This is a genomic window from Streptomyces sp. NPDC014891 (genome assembly GCF_043081085.1).
Taxonomy (GTDB): Bacteria; Actinomycetota; Actinomycetes; order Streptomycetales; family Streptomycetaceae; genus Streptomyces.
Window position 1 is genome coordinate 428,087 of sequence record NZ_JBIBWF010000003.1, and the last position, 17,245, is coordinate 445,331.

The 17,245-nt window shown below is 73.0% G+C and carries 16 protein-coding genes and 1 riboswitch; of the genes, 4 read left to right on the forward strand and 12 right to left on the reverse strand.

Going from position 1 to position 17,245, the window contains the following annotated elements; all coding sequences use genetic code 11:
• Positions 1-9 precede the first annotated feature (9 nt).
• The 3 genes from ACF09E_RS10235 (at position 10) to ACF09E_RS10245 (ending at position 3,124) form a co-directional block, all read left to right on the forward strand.
• Complete coding sequence (locus tag ACF09E_RS10235; protein ID WP_392205010.1) at positions 10-831, forward strand: STM4013/SEN3800 family hydrolase; 822 nt, start codon at positions 10-12, stop codon at positions 829-831.
• Positions 828-2,165 (forward strand): STM4012 family radical SAM protein, encoded by a 1,338-nt coding sequence (locus ACF09E_RS10240; protein ID WP_392204741.1) that lies wholly within the window; start codon positions 828-830, stop codon positions 2,163-2,165. The genes ACF09E_RS10235 and ACF09E_RS10240 overlap by 4 nt, the downstream gene beginning before the upstream one ends.
• An 80-nt stretch (positions 2,166-2,245) precedes the next feature.
• The gene (locus ACF09E_RS10245) at positions 2,246-3,124 is read left to right on the forward strand and encodes an STM4011 family radical SAM protein (protein WP_392205011.1); all 879 of its coding nucleotides are present in this window, start codon (positions 2,246-2,248) and stop codon (positions 3,122-3,124) included.
• Here ACF09E_RS10245 and ACF09E_RS10250 read toward each other — a convergent pair.
• Positions 3,111-3,905, reverse strand: coding sequence for an SGNH/GDSL hydrolase family protein (locus tag ACF09E_RS10250; protein WP_392204742.1), 795 nt, complete (start codon positions 3,903-3,905; stop codon positions 3,111-3,113). The genes ACF09E_RS10245 and ACF09E_RS10250 overlap by 14 nt on opposite strands.
• A 164-nt stretch (positions 3,906-4,069) precedes the next feature.
• Complete coding sequence (locus ACF09E_RS10255; protein WP_392204743.1) at positions 4,070-5,026, reverse strand: peptidoglycan DD-metalloendopeptidase family protein; 957 nt, start codon at positions 5,024-5,026, stop codon at positions 4,070-4,072.
• A 4-nt stretch (positions 5,027-5,030) separates the two neighbouring features.
• Positions 5,031-5,190, reverse strand: a riboswitch (cyclic di-AMP (ydaO/yuaA leader).
• Positions 5,191-5,579: 389 nt separating this feature from the next.
• On the opposite strand from ACF09E_RS10255, the gene ACF09E_RS10260 reads away from it, so the two are divergent.
• Positions 5,580-6,401 carry a tyrosine-protein phosphatase gene (locus ACF09E_RS10260; protein ID WP_392204744.1) on the forward strand — a complete coding sequence of 274 codons (822 nt, stop codon included), beginning with the start codon at positions 5,580-5,582 and terminating at the stop codon, positions 6,399-6,401.
• Positions 6,402-6,408: 7 nt separating this feature from the next.
• Here ACF09E_RS10260 and ACF09E_RS10265 read toward each other — a convergent pair whose 3' ends face one another.
• From ACF09E_RS10265 to hpnC, 10 genes are all read right to left on the reverse strand, one after another.
• The gene (locus ACF09E_RS10265) at positions 6,409-6,564 is read right to left on the reverse strand and encodes a DUF6126 family protein (protein ID WP_392204745.1); all 156 of its coding nucleotides are present in this window, start codon (positions 6,562-6,564) and stop codon (positions 6,409-6,411) included.
• A 32-nt stretch (positions 6,565-6,596) separates the two neighbouring features.
• Positions 6,597-7,256, reverse strand: a complete 660-nt coding sequence (locus ACF09E_RS10270) for a helix-turn-helix domain-containing protein (RefSeq protein ID WP_388795687.1) — start codon at positions 7,254-7,256, stop codon at positions 6,597-6,599.
• A gap of 72 nt (positions 7,257-7,328) precedes the next feature.
• Positions 7,329-8,714 (reverse strand): aspartate aminotransferase family protein, encoded by a 1,386-nt coding sequence (locus ACF09E_RS10275; protein WP_392204746.1) that lies wholly within the window; start codon positions 8,712-8,714, stop codon positions 7,329-7,331.
• Between the two features lie 6 nt (positions 8,715-8,720).
• Positions 8,721-9,743 (reverse strand): adenosyl-hopene transferase HpnH, encoded by a 1,023-nt coding sequence (gene hpnH, locus ACF09E_RS10280; RefSeq protein ID WP_388795693.1) that lies wholly within the window; start codon positions 9,741-9,743, stop codon positions 8,721-8,723.
• Positions 9,744-9,750: 7 nt separating this feature from the next.
• A complete protein-coding gene (locus ACF09E_RS10285; RefSeq protein ID WP_388795696.1) occupies positions 9,751-10,410 on the reverse strand; it encodes a 1-hydroxy-2-methyl-2-butenyl 4-diphosphate reductase in 660 nt (219 codons plus the stop codon).
• A complete protein-coding gene (shc, locus tag ACF09E_RS10290) occupies positions 10,410-12,440 on the reverse strand; it encodes a squalene--hopene cyclase (protein ID WP_392204747.1) in 2,031 nt (676 codons plus the stop codon). Before shc ends, ACF09E_RS10285 begins: the two co-directional genes overlap by 1 nt.
• Before the next feature lie 107 nt (positions 12,441-12,547).
• Positions 12,548-13,648 carry a polyprenyl synthetase family protein gene (locus ACF09E_RS10295; protein WP_361854657.1) on the reverse strand — a complete coding sequence of 367 codons (1,101 nt, stop codon included), beginning with the start codon at positions 13,646-13,648 and terminating at the stop codon, positions 12,548-12,550.
• A complete protein-coding gene (gene hpnE, locus ACF09E_RS10300) occupies positions 13,645-15,045 on the reverse strand; it encodes a hydroxysqualene dehydroxylase HpnE (protein WP_392204748.1) in 1,401 nt (466 codons plus the stop codon). The genes ACF09E_RS10295 and hpnE overlap by 4 nt, the downstream gene beginning before the upstream one ends.
• 142 nt (positions 15,046-15,187) lie before the next feature.
• The gene (gene hpnD, locus ACF09E_RS10305; protein ID WP_392204749.1) at positions 15,188-16,138 is read right to left on the reverse strand and encodes a presqualene diphosphate synthase HpnD; all 951 of its coding nucleotides are present in this window, start codon (positions 16,136-16,138) and stop codon (positions 15,188-15,190) included.
• On the reverse strand, positions 16,135-17,046 hold the full coding sequence (hpnC, locus tag ACF09E_RS10310; RefSeq protein ID WP_392204750.1) for a squalene synthase HpnC: 912 nt from the start codon (positions 17,044-17,046) through the stop codon (positions 16,135-16,137). The genes hpnD and hpnC overlap by 4 nt, the downstream gene beginning before the upstream one ends.
• Between the last annotated feature and the right edge of the window lie 199 nt (positions 17,047-17,245).

Here is a 17,245-nt window from a genome sequence, read left to right on the forward strand (position 1 = left end):
CAGCCCGACATGAACAGGATCGTCGGGAGCCACGACCTGCTCCTGGTCACCCTCGACACCCTGCGGTACGACGTGGCGGCCGAGCTCGCCGCCGAGGGCCGCATCCCGAATCTGGCCCGCCATCTGCCCGGCGGCGCCTGGGAGCGGCGGCACGCGCCCGGCAGCTTCACCTACGCCTCCCATCAGGCGATCTTCGCCGGGTTCCTGCCGACCCCGGCCTCCCCCGGGCCGCACCCGCGCCTGTTCGCCGCACGCTTCGCGGGCAGCGAGACGACCGCCGACGGCACCTGGGTCCACGACACCCCGGACTTCGTGTCCGCCCTCGCGGGCGCGGGCTACCGGACGGTCTGCGTGGGCGGAGTCGGCTTCTTCAACAAGCAGCCGCCGCTCGGCACGGTGCTCCCTGCCCTCTTCCAGGAGAGCCACTGGGACCCGTCGTTCGGCGTGGCCTCCCCCACCTCCTTCGAGGCGCAGGTCGCCCGCGCCGAGGAGGTCGTCGCCGGGCTCCCGCGGGAGCGCCGTCTGTTCCTCTTCGTCAACGTGGCCGCGCTGCACCAGCCGAACTGGTTCCACCTGCAGGGCGCCACCCGCGAGGCGGGCGACTCGCGGGCCACCCACGCGGCCGCCCTGGAGTACGTCGACCGGCACATCGGGCGGCTCTTCGCCGCGATGAGCAGCCGCCGCCCGTGCTTCGCGATCGTCTCCTCCGACCACGGCACCGCCTACGGGGACGACGGGTACACCGGTCACCGCCTCGGCCACGAGGTCGTCTGGACCGTCCCGTACGCGCAGTTCGAACTCGCCGGGCCGGAGCGGGGGACCTCGGCATGAGCGACACCGCCGCCCCGCGCCCGTACCGGAGCTACGTCTACGCCTACCCGCACAAGACGGCGTACCGGCCCCTGCCCGCGCCCGCTCCCCCGCTCGCCGCGCTCTGGCGGGACGAGCCGAAGGACGCGCTCTCCCTCTATGCGCACATACCGTTCTGCGAGGTCCGCTGCGGCTTCTGCAATCTCTTCACCCGGATCGGCGCCCCCGACGAGCTGACCACCCGCTACCTCGACGCGCTCGACCGCCAGGCCGCGGCCGTCCGCGAGGCGCTCGGGGACCGGGACCCGGTGCGGTTCGCCACGGCGGCGTTCGGCGGGGGCACCCCCACCTTCCTCACCGCCGGCGAGCTGGAGCGGCTCTGCGACATCGCCGAGAAGCGGATGGGCGTGGATCTGCGTGCCGTGCCGCTGTCCGTGGAGACCTCGCCGTCCACGGCGACCGCCGACCGCCTCGCCCTGCTCGCCGAGCGGGGCGCCACCCGGCTCAGCATCGGTGTGCAGAGCTTCGTGGAGGCCGAGGCGCGGGCGGCCGTCCGGCCGCAGCGCCGCGCCGACGTCGAGTCGGCCCTGGGCCGGATCAGGGACACCGGCGTTCCGGTGCTCAACATCGACCTGATCTACGGGATCGACGGGCAGACGGAGGAGACGTGGCGCGCCTCGCTGGACGCCGCCCTCGCCTGGCGCCCGGAGGAGCTCTACCTCTACCCCCTGTACGTGCGGCCCCTCACCGGGCTCGGCCGGATCTCCCCCGCCGCCGACCGGGAGTGGGACGAGCAGCGGCTGCGGCTCTACCGGTGCGGCCGGGACCACCTCCGCGCGCACGGCTACGAGCAGGTGTCCATGCGGATGTTCCGCCGGGCGGACGCCGCGCCGCTCGGCCCCGACGACTACGCCTGCCAGACCGACGGCATGATCGGCCTGGGCTGCGGGGCCCGCTCGTACACCTCGGCGCTCCACTACTCCTTCGACTACGCCGTCGAGATGCGGGAGATCCGCACGATCATCGACGCCTACACGGAGACCGCGGACTTCTCGCGGGCCGAGGTCGGCCGCTGGGTCGACGCCGGGGAGGCCCGGCGCCGTCACCTTCTGCAGTCCCTGCTCCAGGCCGAGGGCATGCCGGTCACCGGGTACGAGGAGCGGTTCGGCTCCTCGCCCTTCGCGGACTTCCCCGCGGAGCTGGACCGGTTCGAGGCGCTCGGCTGGCTGGACGGGGACGCGCCGGCCGGGCTGCTGCGGCTCTCCCCCGAGGGCCTGGCCCACTCGGACGGTCTCGGTCCGGAGCTGTTCTCCCCCTCGGTGCGGGCCGCGATGGCCGCGTACGAGCCGAAGTAGGGGTGGCCGTGGACCTGACACCGCCGGTGTTCCGGCAGCCGTCCCCCGGCCCCGGGGCGCCGCTCCCCTCGGACGGGGGGATGGACCTGACGCTGCTCTACCGCGGGCCGCTGTCCTCCTGCGACTTCGACTGTCCGTACTGCCCCTTCGCCAAGCGCCGGGACAGCCGGGAGCAGCTGCGCGCGGACCGGGCGGCGCTCGAACGGTTCACCGGGTGGGCGGCCGGGCAGACCGGGGACCGGCTGCGCGTCCTCTTCACCCCGTGGGGCGAGGGCCTGGTGCGCTCCTGGTACCGGCGGGCGCTCGTCGAGCTGTCCCGGCTGCCGCACGTGGAGCGGGTGGCGATCCAGACGAACCTGAGCTGCCGGACGGACTGGCTGGCGGAGGCGGACCCGGAGGGCGTGGCGCTCTGGTGCACGTACCACCCGGGGCAGACGCCGTACGAGCGGTTCCTCGCCAAGTGCGGGGAACTGGCCGGGCGGGGCATCCGCTTCAGCGTCGGCGTGGTCGGGCTCCCCGAGCACGCGGAGGACGCCCGGCGGCTGCGGGCCGCGCTTCCGGCGCACGTGTACCTCTGGGTGAACGCCGCGGAGGGGCGTACGTACGCGGACGCGGAGGCCGCGGAGTGGACGCGGATCGATCCGCTCTTCCCGTACAGCAGGCAGCCGCACCGCTCGGCGGGGCTCCCGTGCCGGACGGGCGAGTCGGTCGTCTCGGTGGACGGCGAGGGGACCGTGCGGCGCTGCCATTTCGTCAAGGCCGAGCTGGGGAACCTGTACGACGGCTCGTACCGCGCCGCCCTGCGCCCCCGCGCCTGCCCCCTCGCCGTCTGCGACTGCCACATCGGGTACGTCCATCTGGAGACGCTGCCGCTGTACGACGTCTTCGCGGGCGGGGTCCTGGAGCGGATCCCCGCCGTCGTGCCGCCGCCGCGGGCCCCCTGGGCTACAGGGGCATGAGGTCGGGTCGCTTCGCCTCGACGTGGTCGCCGGAGCTCTCGCCGCGCAGTCGGCGTCCGATCCAGGGCACGAGGTACTCCCTGGCCCAGAGGATGTCGTCGCGGCGCACTTCGAGCGGCCCGCGCGGGGGGACCGGCGGCCAGATCTGGTCCGGGTCGGCGGGCACGGGCAGGCCGAGGACCTGGGCGGCGCGCAGGGCGACCCGGGTGTGGCCGTCGGGCGAGAGGTGCAGCCGGTCGGCGTCCCAGGCGCGCCGGTCCTGGACCGACCTCAGGGACCAGAGGTCGAGGACGGGGCAGCCGTAGCGGTCGGCGATGGCACGGACGTGCCCGTTGTACGTGGCGATCTTGCCGCGCAGGTGCTTGAGGAGCGTGACGCCGCGGGTGTCGAAGCCGGTGGTCACCATGACGGTGCCGACGGCGGAGGTGAGTCCGGCGACGGCGCGCTCGAAGCGCTCGGCGACCTCGTCGGGGTCGGTGCCGGGGCGGATGATGTCGTTGCCTCCGGCGCAGAAGGTCACCAGGTCGGGGGCGAGTTCCTTCGCCCGGGGGACCTGTTCCGCCACGATCTGGTCGAGGAGGCGCCCGCGTACCGCCAGGTTGGCGTAGCGGAAGGCGTCGTGCTCCGGCAGCTGGTCGGCGAGCAGCACCGCGAAGCGGTCCGCCCAGCCGACGTACGTCCCGCGGGGCCCGGGGTCGCCGACGCCCTCGGTGAAGCTGTCACCGATCGCCGCGTACGACCCGAATGCGTGCTGGTCTCTTGATCTCGAATCGTCTGCCACGGGAGCACATCCTTCCCTTTCGGATGTGACCTACGCGACCGTAAGGAGGGGTTGACGCCGGGTGACATATGCCACCGATAAAGAATTCGCCAAGCCGGAATAGACGGAGTAAGCGGCCGGAGGCCCGGCACGTGCGTGCCGGGCCTCCGTGGGACGACGGTGCGTCAGATGTTCACGCCGTGCTGGCGCAGGGTGGAGATCGGGTCGATGTCCGAGCCGTACTCCGGCCCGGTGCGCATCTCGAAGTGCAGGTGCGGGCCGGTGACGTTGCCGGTCGCGCCGGAGAGGCCGATCTGGTCTCCGCCGTTCACGGTCTGGCCGGCGGAGACGGTGATGGAGGAGAGGTGCGCGTACTGGGAGAAGGTGCCGTCGGCGTGCTGGATGACGACCTGGTTGCCGTACGCGCCGCCGTCGCCGGCGGAGTAGACGGTGCCGGGGCCGACGGCCATGACCGTGGTGCCGGTGGAGGCCATGAAGTCGACACCGGTGTGGTAGCCGGAGGACCACATGGAGCCGGAGGCGCGGTACGGGGTGGACATGCCGCCACTGACCGGGGCGACCCAGCCGGAGGAGGAGGTCGAGGACTTCGGCGCGGCCGAGGTCTCCGCGGCGGGGGCGCTGGCGGCCGGGGCGGCGGAGCGCTCGCCGCCGCGGGAGGCGCGCGGGGTGTCGCCGTTCTTCGAAGAGCTCTCGGCGGCCTTGGGCGCGGCGCTCTTGGGGGCGGTGGCCTTGGCGGTGCTCTTGCCGCCGAGGGTGAGCTTCATGCCGGGCAGGATGAGCGAGGGGTTCTCGCCGACGACCTGGCGGTTGTCCTTGTACAGCTGCTGCCAGCCGCCCGCGAGGTCGTGGTCGGCGGCGATCTTCGACAGGTAGTCGCCCCGGACGACGGCGTACGTCTTCGGCGCGGCCTTGCCGGTCTTGGCGGCGGCGGGGGCCTTCGTCTGCGCGGCGGCGGTGACGGCCTGGCCGGGAGCGGCGGCGGGGGCGGCCTGCTCGGCGGCGTGGGCGCCGGTGGCACCGAGGAGCGGGAGGGCGACGACGGCGCCTCCGGTACCGGCGGCGGCGATTCCGCGGGTGAGGCGGTTGGACTTGATGCGGCGGTGCTTACCCTTCGCGGGCATGGCGAATTCCTCTCCGGCGCCTGCGAGGTGAGCTGTCGGGTTCGGACTGGAGATGCCCGGCCGCGCTCTCGCGCGGCTTCACCCCGAGCCGTCCTGCGTCGCGGGACCGGCGTACTTCCTGGGTCCCCCGCTCCTGCCACGCATGGGATGGGTGGAATTCCGGACGGTGGCAGGATTCGGCGGTCCGACCGGATTGACGGTGACGCTAGACGAGCGGGGTCGGCGCGAACAAGCCGATGATTTCTCCCGGCTTTCCGGTTCCCGTAATCGACCGGGAATTCCGGTCACCCTCCGTGGATGACGGACCCTCGATTTCCTTTTCGAGCACGGTGATTGCTCCGGGCGGTCGGCCACGATCCGTCACTTCTATGACCCTGCTCACGCGCTGGAACCCATCTCGCCTGTAAACAGGGCGCGTTATACACAAGGGCTCAATTCGGACAGTTCACCCATTCCCGTCCAGGGGGGTGCGTCATACCGGTCCCACCTGGATGATTGCCCCTGGAACCGATCTCGCTTCGGACATCCGAACGTCGACCCATCAGGAGCATCCGTGACGCAGCAGCTGCCGCAGGTCCCGCCCGTCGAGGCGAACGAGCCCGAGCTGGCCGAGGTCCGCAACTTCCGGGACGTGGGCGGCCTGCCGACGACGGACGGGCGTGCCGTGCACCCCGGCCGTCTCTTCCGCAGCGGCCACCTCGCCCACGCCACCGAGGAGGACGTCGTCTTCCTGGACTCGCTGGGGCTGCACACGGTCTTCGACTTCCGGAACCTCGCCGACCGGAAGGTCGAGGGTCCCGACGTCGAGCTGCCGGGCGTGCGGAACGTGAACATCCCCCTCAACGACCCGGCCGAGGGCAAGGAGTTCTGGAAGCTGGTCCGCGAGGGCGACATCGCCCAGCTGCACGCCATCCTCGGCGACGGCAAGGCGGCGGCCCGTATGTCCGACTCATACCGGAAGATGGTGGTCGAGCGGACCGCGGAGCACAGCCGGATCCTGCACGCGCTGGCCGAGGACAGCCTGCCCGCCCTGATGCACTGCGCGGCCGGCAAGGATCGTGCCGGGCTCTCCATCGCGATCACCCTGCTGGCGGTCGGGGTCGAGCGGGAGGCGATCGAGGCCGACTACGTGAAGTCGAACGACCCGCACCGCCGCTACAGGGTGCGCCGCAGCTCCACCGCCCCGGACGCGATGTCGCCCGCGGTGATGGAGCTGCTGAGCCCGCTGTTCGACGCGCGGATCGAGTACCTGCGCGGCGCCTTCGAGACGATCGAGGAGACCTGGGGCTCGGTGGACGCCTACCTCGCCGAGGGCCTGAAGCTGTCCCCCGAGACCCGCGAGCTGCTGCGCCTGCGGCTCCTCACCGAGGCGTGACCGGGACCTACTGGTTCTGCCCGCCCATCACGAACAGCAGATAGAGGAAGCCGGCGAAGAGGTGCCCGGCGATCAGATAGGCGAAGAGGCGCAGGACGAGCCCCTTGGGGAACCGGCCCTCGCCGCGCTCTTCACCGGTGACAGGTCGTGACTTCTCGGACATCTCGGTCCTTTTCTCTCGGAGGAGGTACGGGATCAGCGCCGGTGCGGGGTTCCGTCGCCGAGACACAGCTCGGCGACGGGACTCTGCAGGAGGGTGTGGACGAAGAGCAGCTCGGCCCCGCCGGGGGTGGCCGCCCCGATCCGGTGCGGGGTCAGCGAGTCGAAGTGCGCGCTGTCCCCGGGATCGAGGACGTGGACGGCCTCGCCGAGCGCGAGCCGCACCCGGCCGTCCAGGACGTGGATCCACTCCTCACCGGGGTGGACGCGCACGATGTCGCCCCGGGTGGCGTACGGCACGTGCACCCGCAGGCACTGCAGGGCGCGCCCGGCGCCGCCCGCCTGCCGGTAGATCCAGCCGTCGGCCTCGACGGGCTCGGAGCGTCCGGCGCGGACGACGGGGTCGCGCCCGGGGGGCGTCTCGCCGAGGAGCTCGGAGACCGTCGTACCGTAGATGCGGGCGAGGGCGAGCAGCATCGGGAGCGAGGGCTGCCGGTTCCCCGTCTCCAGCCGCGAGAGGTGGGCGGGCGAGAGTCCGGCCCGCTGGGCGGCGGCCTCCAGGGTGAGGCCCCGGCGACGGCGCAGGGCCCGCAGCTGCGGGGCGACGTCCGGCAGGACGTCGGGGCCGGCGGTGCCCGGCGCGCCGGGGGCCGGGACGGCGGGGTCCGGGGAGGGCTCCCCGGGGACGTGGTCCATGGGTCCATTCCGCCAGGATCGTGCCTCTGAGGCAAGTTTCTTGCCTCAGAGGCAAAAGCCCGGAGCGCGCTCTCAGCGCTGTGCGACCGCCTGCTTGACCAGGGTCCTCCCGAAGTCCCACATCAGACCGCCGCCGCCGTGGGCCTCGTCCATCACCGCGGTGAACGCCGTGACGAACCGGTCCACGTCCGCCTCGTCGACGACCAGCGGCGGGATCAGCTTGATCACCTCCAGGTGGTCGCCGGAGACCTGGGTGAGGATCCGGTGGCGCTGGAGCAGCGGGACGACGACCATCTGGGCGAAGAGCCCCTTACGGGCCGCCTGGAGCATGGTCCAGCGCCCGCGCAGCCCCAGCGAGGACGGCCGGCCGAACTCGATGCCGATCATCAGCCCGCGGCCGCGGATCTCGTGGAGCAGCTCGTACCGGGGCACGAGCTCCTTCAGGCGTCCGGAGAGCAGGTCCCCGATCCGGCGGGCGTGCGCGACCGTCCCCTCGGTCTCCATGACCGAGAGGACCGCGAGCCCGGCCGCCATCGCCTGCGCGTTGGACCCGAAGCTCGCCGAGTGGACGAGGACCCGGTCCATGGACGAGTAGACCTTCTTGAAGATCCAGTCCTTGCCGAGGGTGGCGCCGACCGGCACGTAGCCGCCGGAGAGCGCCTTGGCGACGCAGACCAGGTCGGGTTCGACGCCCTCCTCGTGCTGGTAGGCGTAGAAGTCGCCGGTCCTGCCCAGGCCCGTCTGCACCTCGTCGGCGATGAGGAGAGCCCCGTGCCGGTGCAGCAGCTCCTGGGCGGCGTACAGGAAGCCCGGTGGGGACTCGTGGACGCCCTTGCCCTGGATGGGCTCGACGACGAAGGCCGCCACGTCCCCCCGGCGCAGCTCCCGCTCCAGGGCGTCGAGGTCGCCGAGGCCGATCGCGGTGTCCGGCAGCAGCGGGGCGAAGCCGTCCCGGAAGCCGTTCTCCCCGTTGACGGAGAGGGAGCCGGTGGTGAGCCCGTGGAAGGCGTGGGCGCAGTAGAGGATCCTGGGCCGCCCGGTGGCGTACCGGGCGAACTTCAGGGCGGTCTCCACGGCCTCCGTGCCGCTGTTGCCGAAGAAGACGCGGTCGAGGTGCGGGCTGTGGGCGAGCAGCCGCTCGGCGAGGAGGCCGGGCAGCGGCTGGCAGTCGAAGCGGGTGAGGTCGGCGAGCTGGGCGTCCAGCACGTCGTGGAGGGCCTTGCGGACGACGGGGTGGTGCCGCCCGAGGCCCATCACGCCGAAGCCGGCGAGCATGTCGAGGTGGTCGACCCCGTCGGCGTCCCAGAAGTGGGCACCCTCGGCCCGCTCGTACACCTTGTCGAAGCCGATGGTGTGGAGCATGCGCGGCAGCTGGTGGTTGAGGTAGCGGGCGTGCAGCTCGTAGCGCTCGCCGCCGCGCTCGGCGAGCAGCTCCCGCAGGTCGAACTCACCCGTCACGGTCGCTCACCCGTTGTTCCCGGAGACCGTCTCCCTGACCGCGCGCAGGGACTCCTTCAGGGAACCCATGGTGGCGAGGACGGCGGTGGGCTCGTAGCCGCAGTGCGCCATGCAGTTGGCGCAGCGCGGGTCCTTGCCCCGGCCGTACTTGTCCCAGTCGGTGTCCTCGACGAGTTCGCGGTACGTGGGGACGTAGCCGTCGCTCATCAGGTAGCAGGGCCGCTGCCAGCCGAAGAGCGAGTAGTTGGGAATGGCCCAGGCGGTGCACGGGAAATCCGCCTTTCCTTCCAGGAAGTCCAGGAAGAGCGGCGAGTGGTTGAGGCGCCAGCGTCGCCTGTTGCCGCCGGCGAAGGCCTTCTTGAACAGTTCCCGGGTCTGCTCGACGCCGAGGAAGTGCTCCTGGTCGGGGGCCTTCTCGTAGGCGTAGGCGGGCGAGATCATCATCTCGTCGACCTGGAGGTCGTCGTTGAGGAAATTGAGCACCTCGATGATGGTCTGCGGGGTGTCGGTGTTGAAGAAGGTCGAATTGGTGGTGACGCGGAATCCGCGCCGCTTGGCCTCCTTGATGGCGGCCACCGCCTCGTCGAACACTCCCTCCTTGGCGACGGATTCATCGTGTCGCTCGCGCAGGCCGTCGATGTGCACGGCGAAGGCGAAGTACGGCGACGGGGTGAAGTTCTCCAGCTTCTTGCGCAGCAGCATCGCGTTGGTGCAGAGGAAGACGTACTTCCGCTTGGCCACCAACTGGCGCACGATCTCGTGGATCTGGGGGTGCATCAGGGGCTCGCCGCCCGCGATGGACACCATGGGGGCGCCGGACTCGAGGACGGCGCCGACCGCCTGGGCGACCGGCATGCGCTGCTTGAGGACACCCGCCGGGTGCTGGATCTTCCCGCAGCCCTCGCACTTGAGGTTGCAGGCGAAGAGCGGCTCCAGCTCGACGATCAGCGGGAACTTGTCACGCTTGCGGAGCTTCTGTTCGAAGAGGTAGGTCCCGACCCGGATGGACTGACGGAGCGGCATGGCCATAACTCGCTCACCTCCTGGGGAGCAGCAAAGAACGGTGCCATTCGAAGAAAGCGGGAAGGACGGCACGGAGGACACGGAAGGCCGATATTCCCCCGCGTACCGTGCCGATCCGGACCAGTTCATGTTCTGGAGCGTCCACGACCACCCGGACGGCCGCAACCGGACGGACGTCCGGCCCGGTCCCGCCGCGGGCGGTCCCCAGGGTCGCCGCGGACTCCATGTCGACGGCGATCGCGCCGGTGGCCCGCAGCGCGGCCCGCTCGGGACCGCGCACCACGTGGTCGGAACCGGTCAGCGGCCCGGTGTGCACGGCCCGCCCCGGTACGGCCCTGACCAGGGCTTTCACCAGGAGCTCGGTCCCGGTGCAGGAGATCGTGCCGGCGGGCCCGCGGGCCTCGTCGGCGACGACCAGGTCCCCGGGGTGCATCCCGGGGGCGAGGCCGGCGCAGAAGCCGGAGGCGATCACGGCGGCGTCCTGCCATCCGTGGTCGCCGAGGGCCCGGGAGACGGCCCGCCGGGCCCGGTCGGGCCCCATGCCGGTGCGGAGCACGGTGACGGGCCCGGGGGCGCCGGTCCGGTCCCCGGTGCGCAGGGCGAGCTGCTCGATGCCGAGGGCGCAGGCGATCAGCAGGGGCGGTGGGGCGCCGGGGCCCGGCTCGCGGCCCATCAGCGGGCCCTGGCGGGCGAGGGCTCGCCGTGCACGTAGCGGCCGAGCGCCGTGAGCGGGAAGACCAGCCGGTAGAGGTGGTAGTTGATCGAGAAGTCCCAGGGGAAGCCGGTGCCGGTGAAGTACGGCTCGTCCCAGGTGCCGTCCTCGCGCTGGGTGCCGGCCAGCCAGGCGACGCCCCGCCGGACGGGTTCGGAGTCCCGCTCGCCGGCCGCGAGGAGGGCGATCAGCGCCCAGGCGGTCTGGGAGGCCGTGGAGGCGCCCCGGCCGATCCAGGCCTCGTCGTGGTACGAGCGGAGGTCCTCGCCCCAGCCGCCGTCCTCGTTCTGGACGGAACCGAGCCAGTGGACCGCCCGGCGGATCGCCGGGTGGGAGGCGGGCAGCCCGGCCGCGGTGAGGGCGGGCAGGACCGATCCCGTGCCGTACACGTGGTTGACGCCCCAGCGGCCGAACCAGGCTCCGTTCGGCTCCTGGGCGGCGAGCAGCCAGTCGATGCCCCCGCGGGTGCGCGGGTCGTCGGCCAGTCCCTCGAAGGCGAGCATCTCCACCACGTGGGCGGTGACGTCGGCGGAGGGCGGGTCGATGACCTCGCCGAAGTCGCAGAAGGGGAGCTTGTTGGGGAGGGCGCTGGTGTTGTCGGCGTCGAAGGCGCCCCAGGCGCCGCCCTTGGACTGCATGCCGAGCGTCCACCGCGTGCCGCGGGCCACGGCCGCCTCCAGCCGGGCGGGGTCGGGGTGCCGGACGCGGCGGAAGGCGAGCAGGACCTCCGCGGTGTCGTCGATGTCCGGGTAGTTGTCGTTGTGGAACTCGAACGCCCAGCCGCCGCCCGGGGGCAGCCCGGGCCGCCGGACGGCCCAGTCCCCGGTCCGGGTGATCTCCTCGTCGAGCATCCAGTCGACCGCCTTCACCAGGGCCGGGTGGTCGGGGGCGAGCCCCGCGTCGGCGAGCGCGATGGTGGCGAGGCAGGTGTCCCAGACCGGCGACTGGCAGGCCTCGACCATCCGCGAGCCGTCCTCGTGCCAGACGGCGAAGCGGTCGAGGGATTCGAGCCCGGCCCGCATGACGGGGTGCCGGAGGTCGTAGCCGAGGAGGTGGAGGGCGATGATCGAGTAGACGGCCGGGGGCTGGATGCCGCCCCAGCAGCCGTCGTTCTCCTGCCGCTCGATGATCCAGCGCGCGGCCTGGTTCATCGCGGTCCTGCGCAGGGCGCGGGGTGCCACCCGGTGGTAGAGGTGCAGCGCCTTGTCGAGGCGCTGGAAGAGGCCGTCCCAGCCGGTGGCCGGGGCGAGCGGCCGCGGCGGGGCGGGGCGGGCCGGATCGGTGTGGAGCTCGTCGAGCGGGAAGGGCGCGGGTCTGACCGGACGCTTCGCCGAGACCACGGTGAGCGGCACGATGGTCTGCCGGGCCCAGCAGCCGAAGTCGTAGATGTTGAGCGGGAACCACGTGGGCAGGAAGAGGAGCTCCGGGGGCAGCTCGGGCAGGTCCTCCCAGCGCCACCAGCCGAAGAGCGCGAGCCAGATCCGGGTGAAGACCCGGGCGGAGGCGATGCCGCCGCGTTCGCGGACCCAGGCGGAGGCGCGGGCCATGTGCGGGGCGTCGGGCGCGTCCCCGGCCAGCCGCAGGGCCACGTAGGCCTCGACGGTGGCGGAGAGGTCCCCGGGCCCGCCGAAGAAGGTGGCCCAGGCGCCGTCCTCGCGCTGCTCGCGGCGGATGTGGAGGGCCGCGGCGCGGGTGGTCGCGGGGTCGAGGATGCCCAGGAACTGGCGGAGGAGGAGGTCCTCGGCGTCCATGGTGACGTTGGTCTCCAGGTCGCCCTTCCACCAGCCCTCGGCGTCCTGCCGGGCGAGGAGGTGCTCCGCGGCGCGTGCCGTGGCCCGCGCGGCGGCCGCGTCGAGGCGGGCCGGGTCGGGCGGGGCGGACCCGCCGGGTCCCGGTGCGCCGGTCCCGTCGCGTCGGAGCTCGTCGGTCGTGCTGGCCGCGGTCGCCCGGGGGCCCACGGCCCCGGCGCTTCCGTCGGTCGTCGCTGTCATGGCTTCCCCTTTGCGCAGTCGGTGACTTCTGCTTCTACGGGTCTGCCGTCGGCCGGCGCCGGAGGGCGCCGGCCGGCGACCGCGAGCTCATATCAGGGTGATGGTGATCATCTCTTCCGTACGACCACGAAGTCGGCCAGCGCGGTGAGCTGGGCCCGTACCCGGGCGGGCATGTCCACCTCGTGGAGGGCGTCGATCGCGATCGTGTGCTGGCGGCGGGCCTCCTGGGAGGTCCACTCGCGTCCTCCGGCCTCCTCGATGAGGGCCGCGCGGGTGGCGAACTCCTCCTCGGAGAAGCTGTCGAAGTCGTTGGACTTGGCGTCCGCGGCGAGCAGTTCGCCGAGCCGCTCGGAGGCGGGGCCGCCGGCGGCCAGGGCAGCGACGACCGGCAGGGACTTCTTGCGCTGGCGCAGGTCGCTCCAGGTCTGCTTGCCGGTGGACTCGGGGTCGCCCCAGATGCCGAGCAGGTCGTCGACGGCCTGGAAGGCGAGCCCGAGGTGGTACCCGTACTCCTCCAGCTTGTCGGCCGTGCGGTCGTCGGCGCCGCCGAGGACGGCGCCGATGGAGACCGCGCAGGCGAGCAGGGCGCCGGTCTTGTTGCCCTCCATCTCCAGGCACTCCTCGACGGTGACCCGCTCGCGGTGCTCGTAGGAGATGTCCTGGGCCTGGCCGTCGATGAGCTTGCGGCTGGCGGTGGTGAGCCGGCGGGTCGCCCGCCCGGCCTCCACGGTGCCGATCTCCAGCAGGATCTCGTTGGCCAGGGCGAACAGGGCGTCGCCGACCAGGATGGCCTGCGCGGGGCCGTGCACCTTCCAGACGGTGTCGCGGTGGCGGCGCTGCTCGTCCCCGTCCATGAGGTCGTCGTGCAGCAGCGAGAAGTTGTGGACGAGCTCCACGGCGACGGCGCCGGGGATCCCAACCTCGGGGGCGACGCCCGCGGCCTCTGCGGACAGCAGGGCGAGCGCGGGGCGGACGGCCTTGCCGCTGTCCCCCTCCGCGGGGTTGCCCTGCGCGTCGATCCAGCCGAAGTGGTAGGCGGCCACGGTGTCCATGGGCGGCGCGAGGCGGTCGACGGCCGCCCGCAGTACGGGGGTGGACAGGGTCCGCCCCCGCTCCAGCAGTGCGGACACGTCCGCGGTGTCGACGGCCGGATTACCCGGCGGCACAGTCGGCACGGTCTCTCCTCTTGTTCCGGTACTCACACTCATGCCGCCTCCTGCAGCGGATGGTCATGGCGGCGGCCGAGGGCGGAGAGCGCGGCACCCGCGGCGCTGAATCCGCTGCGGACGGCACCCTCCATGGTCGCGGGCCAGCCGGTGGCGGTCCAGGCCCCGGCCAGGAAGAGCCCGGGTGCCTGGGTGCGGGCGCCGGGGCGGAGCCGGCCGACGCCCGGGGTGGGGGCGAACGTGGCCGTCCGCTCCCTGGTGACGAAGAAGTCGCGGATCCCGGCGCCGCGCGCGGCGGGCAGCAGCCGCTCCAGCTCGGGGAGGTACTTCGCGCGCAGGGCGGCGACGGGTTCGTCGATCTCGTCCTGGGCAGCGGACTGGGAGACGGCCAGGTACTGGCCCCCGCCGGTCAGCCCCGAGGAGTCCGTCCGGTCGAAGACCCACTGCACCGGGGAGCCGAGCGTGGTGAAGAACGGCCGCTTGAGCACCCTGCGGTCGTAGACCACGTGCAGGTTGAGGATGGGGGCGGTGGCGATGTCGAGGAGCCGGTCGGGGTCGTCGAGGGCGCCCTCGGGCAGCAGGCCGTGGGTCTCCTGCTGCGGTACGGCGAGGACGACGGCGTCCGCGAGGAGGGTCTCGCCGGGCACCTCGACGGCCCAACGCCCGTCGTCCGTGCGGGAGATCCGCTCGGCCTTGGTGCGGAGCGCGGTGCGCACCCCGAGGGCGTCGAGTTCCTTGGCGGCCCGGGTGTCGTGGAGTTCGCCGAGCGGGACGTGGGCCCAGCCGATGTCGGCGGCGCCCGGCTCGGAGAGGAGGCCCGTCTTGAAGACCATGGCGGCGAGGCCCATGGAGGCCTGCGGGGCGGGGGCGTTGAGGGTGGGGATGCCGACCAGGTCCCAGAGGGCCTCGACGGTGCGCGGGGACTGCCCGTGGCGGCCGAGCCAGGTGGCGAAGTCGATGCCGTCGAGTGCCGGGTCGGCGGGGTCGAGCTTGCGCAGGGCGAGTGCGGCGCGGCCGACGGAGGCCCGCTCGGCGAGCGAGAGGTGGGGGTAGCCGGCGAGGCTGCGTGCCAGGTGCAGCGGCACCGGCAGCTCGTCGCGGCGGATCCGGCCGAGCCGGGGACCGCGGGGGTGCGCCACGTCGAGGACGGGGACGTCGAGGCGGTCCTGGAGCGGGGCCAGCCGGGCGCCGTCGACCCGGTCGAGGAACCAGCGGTAGGCGGTGCAGCAGCGCAGGTAGACGTGCTGCCCGTTGTCGACGGTGAGCTCGCCCCGGCGGAAGGAGAAGGCGAGGCCGCCGAGCCGCGGCCGGCCCTCCAGGAGGGTGACCCCGACGCCGGCGTCGGCGAGCTGGAGGGCGGCGGTGATCCCGGCGAGGCCGCCGCCGACGACGACGGCCTGCGGCTGCCGGGTGTGCTGCCCGGTTCCTTCGTGGGTCACACGACCTCCGTTCGGTGCGTCGCGGCGGGGCGCGGGCGGGGCGCCGTGTGCGGGGTGCCCGCGGCCCCGGTCGCCCCTCGCAGGGACGCCGGTGCGGCGGCCGGGGTTGCCCGGCGGGCCTGGCAGGCGGTGTGCGGGCGCATCAGGCACGCCTCCTGACGGTGCGTCGGGCGATCGTGCGGGTGTCCAGGCCGGAGAGCCCGCGGACCGCGACGTAGGCCTTCTCGCGGCCCGGCAGCGAGACCCGGCCGCGCAGCACGGCCCCGGGGTCGCGTTCGATCCGGTCGAGGAGCCGGCGGTAGATGCCGGCCATGGCGGCGACGCAGGCGCCGCTGCGCCGGTCGAGCATGGGGAGCAGCCGGTATCCCTCGGCGAACAGGGCGCGGGCGCGGCGCACTTCGAAGTGGACGAGCCCGGTGAAGTCGGAGCCGGCGGGCGGCTTCTCGTCGCCGAATCCCTCGCCGCAGCCGAACTTGGCGAGGTCGTCGGAGGGCAGGTAGGTCCGCCCGTTCCCGGCGTCCTCGCGTACGTCCCTGAGGATGTTGGTGAGTTGGAGTGCGAGGCCCAGGGTGTCGGCGTACTCGGGGGCGCGGTCGGCGCCGGGGGCGCCGGGCTGGGTGCCGAAGACGCCGAGGGAGAGGCGGCCGATCGCCCCGGCGACGCAGCGGCAGTAGGTCCTGAGGTCGTCCCAGGTCTCGTAGGTCGCGCCGTGCACGTCCATGAGGACGCCGTCGATGAGCTCGTCGAGGCCGTCGAGCGGGATCGGGAAGCGGCGGGCCGAGTCGGCGAGGGCGACGGCGACCGGGTCGGTGTCGTCCTCGTCGACCTTGCCCTCGCGGACCCGGTCGAGCAGCGCGCGGGTGGCCTCCAGGCGTTCCTGCTTGTCCTCGGGCGCGAGGGTGCCGTCGCCGATGTCGTCGACGCGCCGAGAGAAGGCGTAGAGCGCGGACATGGCCTGGCGCTTGTCGGTCGGCAGCAGCCGGATCCCGTAGGCGAAGTTCCGCGCCTGCTGTCCGGTGACCGCCTCGCAGTAGCTGTAGGCGGCCAGTACCGGTGCGGACGGCTGGGGCTGTGCCTCCACGGTCGCGTTCACCCCTCTCTCCGCGCCCGGAGCACAACCGCTCCCGCCTGGCGCATCAGGCTCGGCTTGGTGGCCTTCGGTGGGCCGGTCAGCACGTCGTGTCCGGCGTCGGTGATCGCGTCGAGGGCCGCGAGTCCCCCGGCGGTGAAGCCCGCCAGGAGGAGGCGGAGGCGCCCGTGGACGCTGCCGACCAGCGGGGCGCCCGCGTGGAGGAGGTCGCGGGCCCGCTGGGCCTCGAAGGCGATCAGGGCGCGGACGGAGGCTCCGGCGGTGGGCCGGGCGAGGTCGCTCTCGGTGACGTGGAACCGCTTGAGGTCCTCGGCGGGGAGGTAGATCCGGTCGTTGCCGAGGTCCTCGGCCACGTCCTGGAGGTGCTCGACGATCTGGAGGGCGGTGCAGATCTCGTCTGAGCGCCGGATCCGCTCGGGGGTGTCGGTGCCGGTGATGGCGAGGACCAGCCGGCCGACGGGGTTGGCGGAGAGTTCGCAGTACGCGAGGAGGTCGTCGTAGGTCTCGTAGCGGGTGACCTGCTGGTCCTGGCGGTTGGCGGCGATCAGTCCGAGGAAGGGTTCGGGGGTGAGGCCGCGGCGGCGCACGGTCGGCTGGAGACCCCGGAGGAGGGGGTGGCGCGGGGTGCCGTCGAAGACGCGGCGGAGGTCGGCCTCGAAGGCGTCGAGGAAGGCGAGCCGGTCCCGCGCCGTCGCCGTGTCGAGGCCGAGGTGGCGGGCGTCGGCGCCGCCGGGGGCGAGGTCGCCGTCTCCGATGTCGTCGACGAGGCGGGCGAAGCCGTAGACCGCCATCAGGTCGTCCCGCCAGGCCCGGGGCAGGAAGAAGGGGGCCACGGGGAAGTTCTCGTCCGCGGCCTTGCCGAGGGTGGCGCGCGAGGAGGCGTCGGTGCGCGCCTGCCAGGTGTCCGTCACCGGTCACTGCCCGACGGAGGGACGGCGAGACCCTCGTGGAGCTGGAGATTCTGCGTCATGGCCGTCACGTCTCCCGTTCTACACTGCCGAGTCAATCCATCCTATTTCGGACACGCCGCCGACCCCTGCCCGTAGAGCCGCCGCCAGGAGGCTCGATGGTCGTGGAGTATCGCCCTACTTGCCGCGAAACAGACCGGTC

Excerpts from the sequence above, each read along its gene's own strand:
- ACF09E_RS10235 (WP_392205010.1), top strand. The coding sequence starts at position 10 with ATGAACAGGATCGTCGGGAGCCACGACCTGCTCCTGGTCACCCTCGAC.
- ACF09E_RS10240 (WP_392204741.1), top strand. The coding sequence starts at position 828 with ATGAGCGACACCGCCGCCCCGCGCCCGTACCGGAGCTACGTCTACGCC.
- ACF09E_RS10245 (WP_392205011.1), top strand. The coding sequence starts at position 2,246 with ATGGACCTGACGCTGCTCTACCGCGGGCCGCTGTCCTCCTGCGACTTC.
- ACF09E_RS10255 (WP_392204743.1), bottom strand. The coding sequence starts at position 5,026 with ATGCCCGCGAAGGGTAAGCACCGCCGCATCAAGTCCAACCGCCTCACC.
- ACF09E_RS10265 (WP_392204745.1), bottom strand. The coding sequence starts at position 6,564 with ATGTCCGAGAAGTCACGACCTGTCACCGGTGAAGAGCGCGGCGAGGGC.
- ACF09E_RS10270 (WP_388795687.1), bottom strand. The coding sequence starts at position 7,256 with ATGGACCACGTCCCCGGGGAGCCCTCCCCGGACCCCGCCGTCCCGGCC.
- hpnH (WP_388795693.1), bottom strand. The coding sequence starts at position 9,743 with ATGGCCATGCCGCTCCGTCAGTCCATCCGGGTCGGGACCTACCTCTTC.
- ACF09E_RS10285 (WP_388795696.1), bottom strand. The coding sequence starts at position 10,410 with ATGGGCCGCGAGCCGGGCCCCGGCGCCCCACCGCCCCTGCTGATCGCC.
- shc (WP_392204747.1), bottom strand. The coding sequence starts at position 12,440 with ATGACAGCGACGACCGACGGAAGCGCCGGGGCCGTGGGCCCCCGGGCG.
- ACF09E_RS10295 (WP_361854657.1), bottom strand. The coding sequence starts at position 13,648 with ATGAGTGTGAGTACCGGAACAAGAGGAGAGACCGTGCCGACTGTGCCG.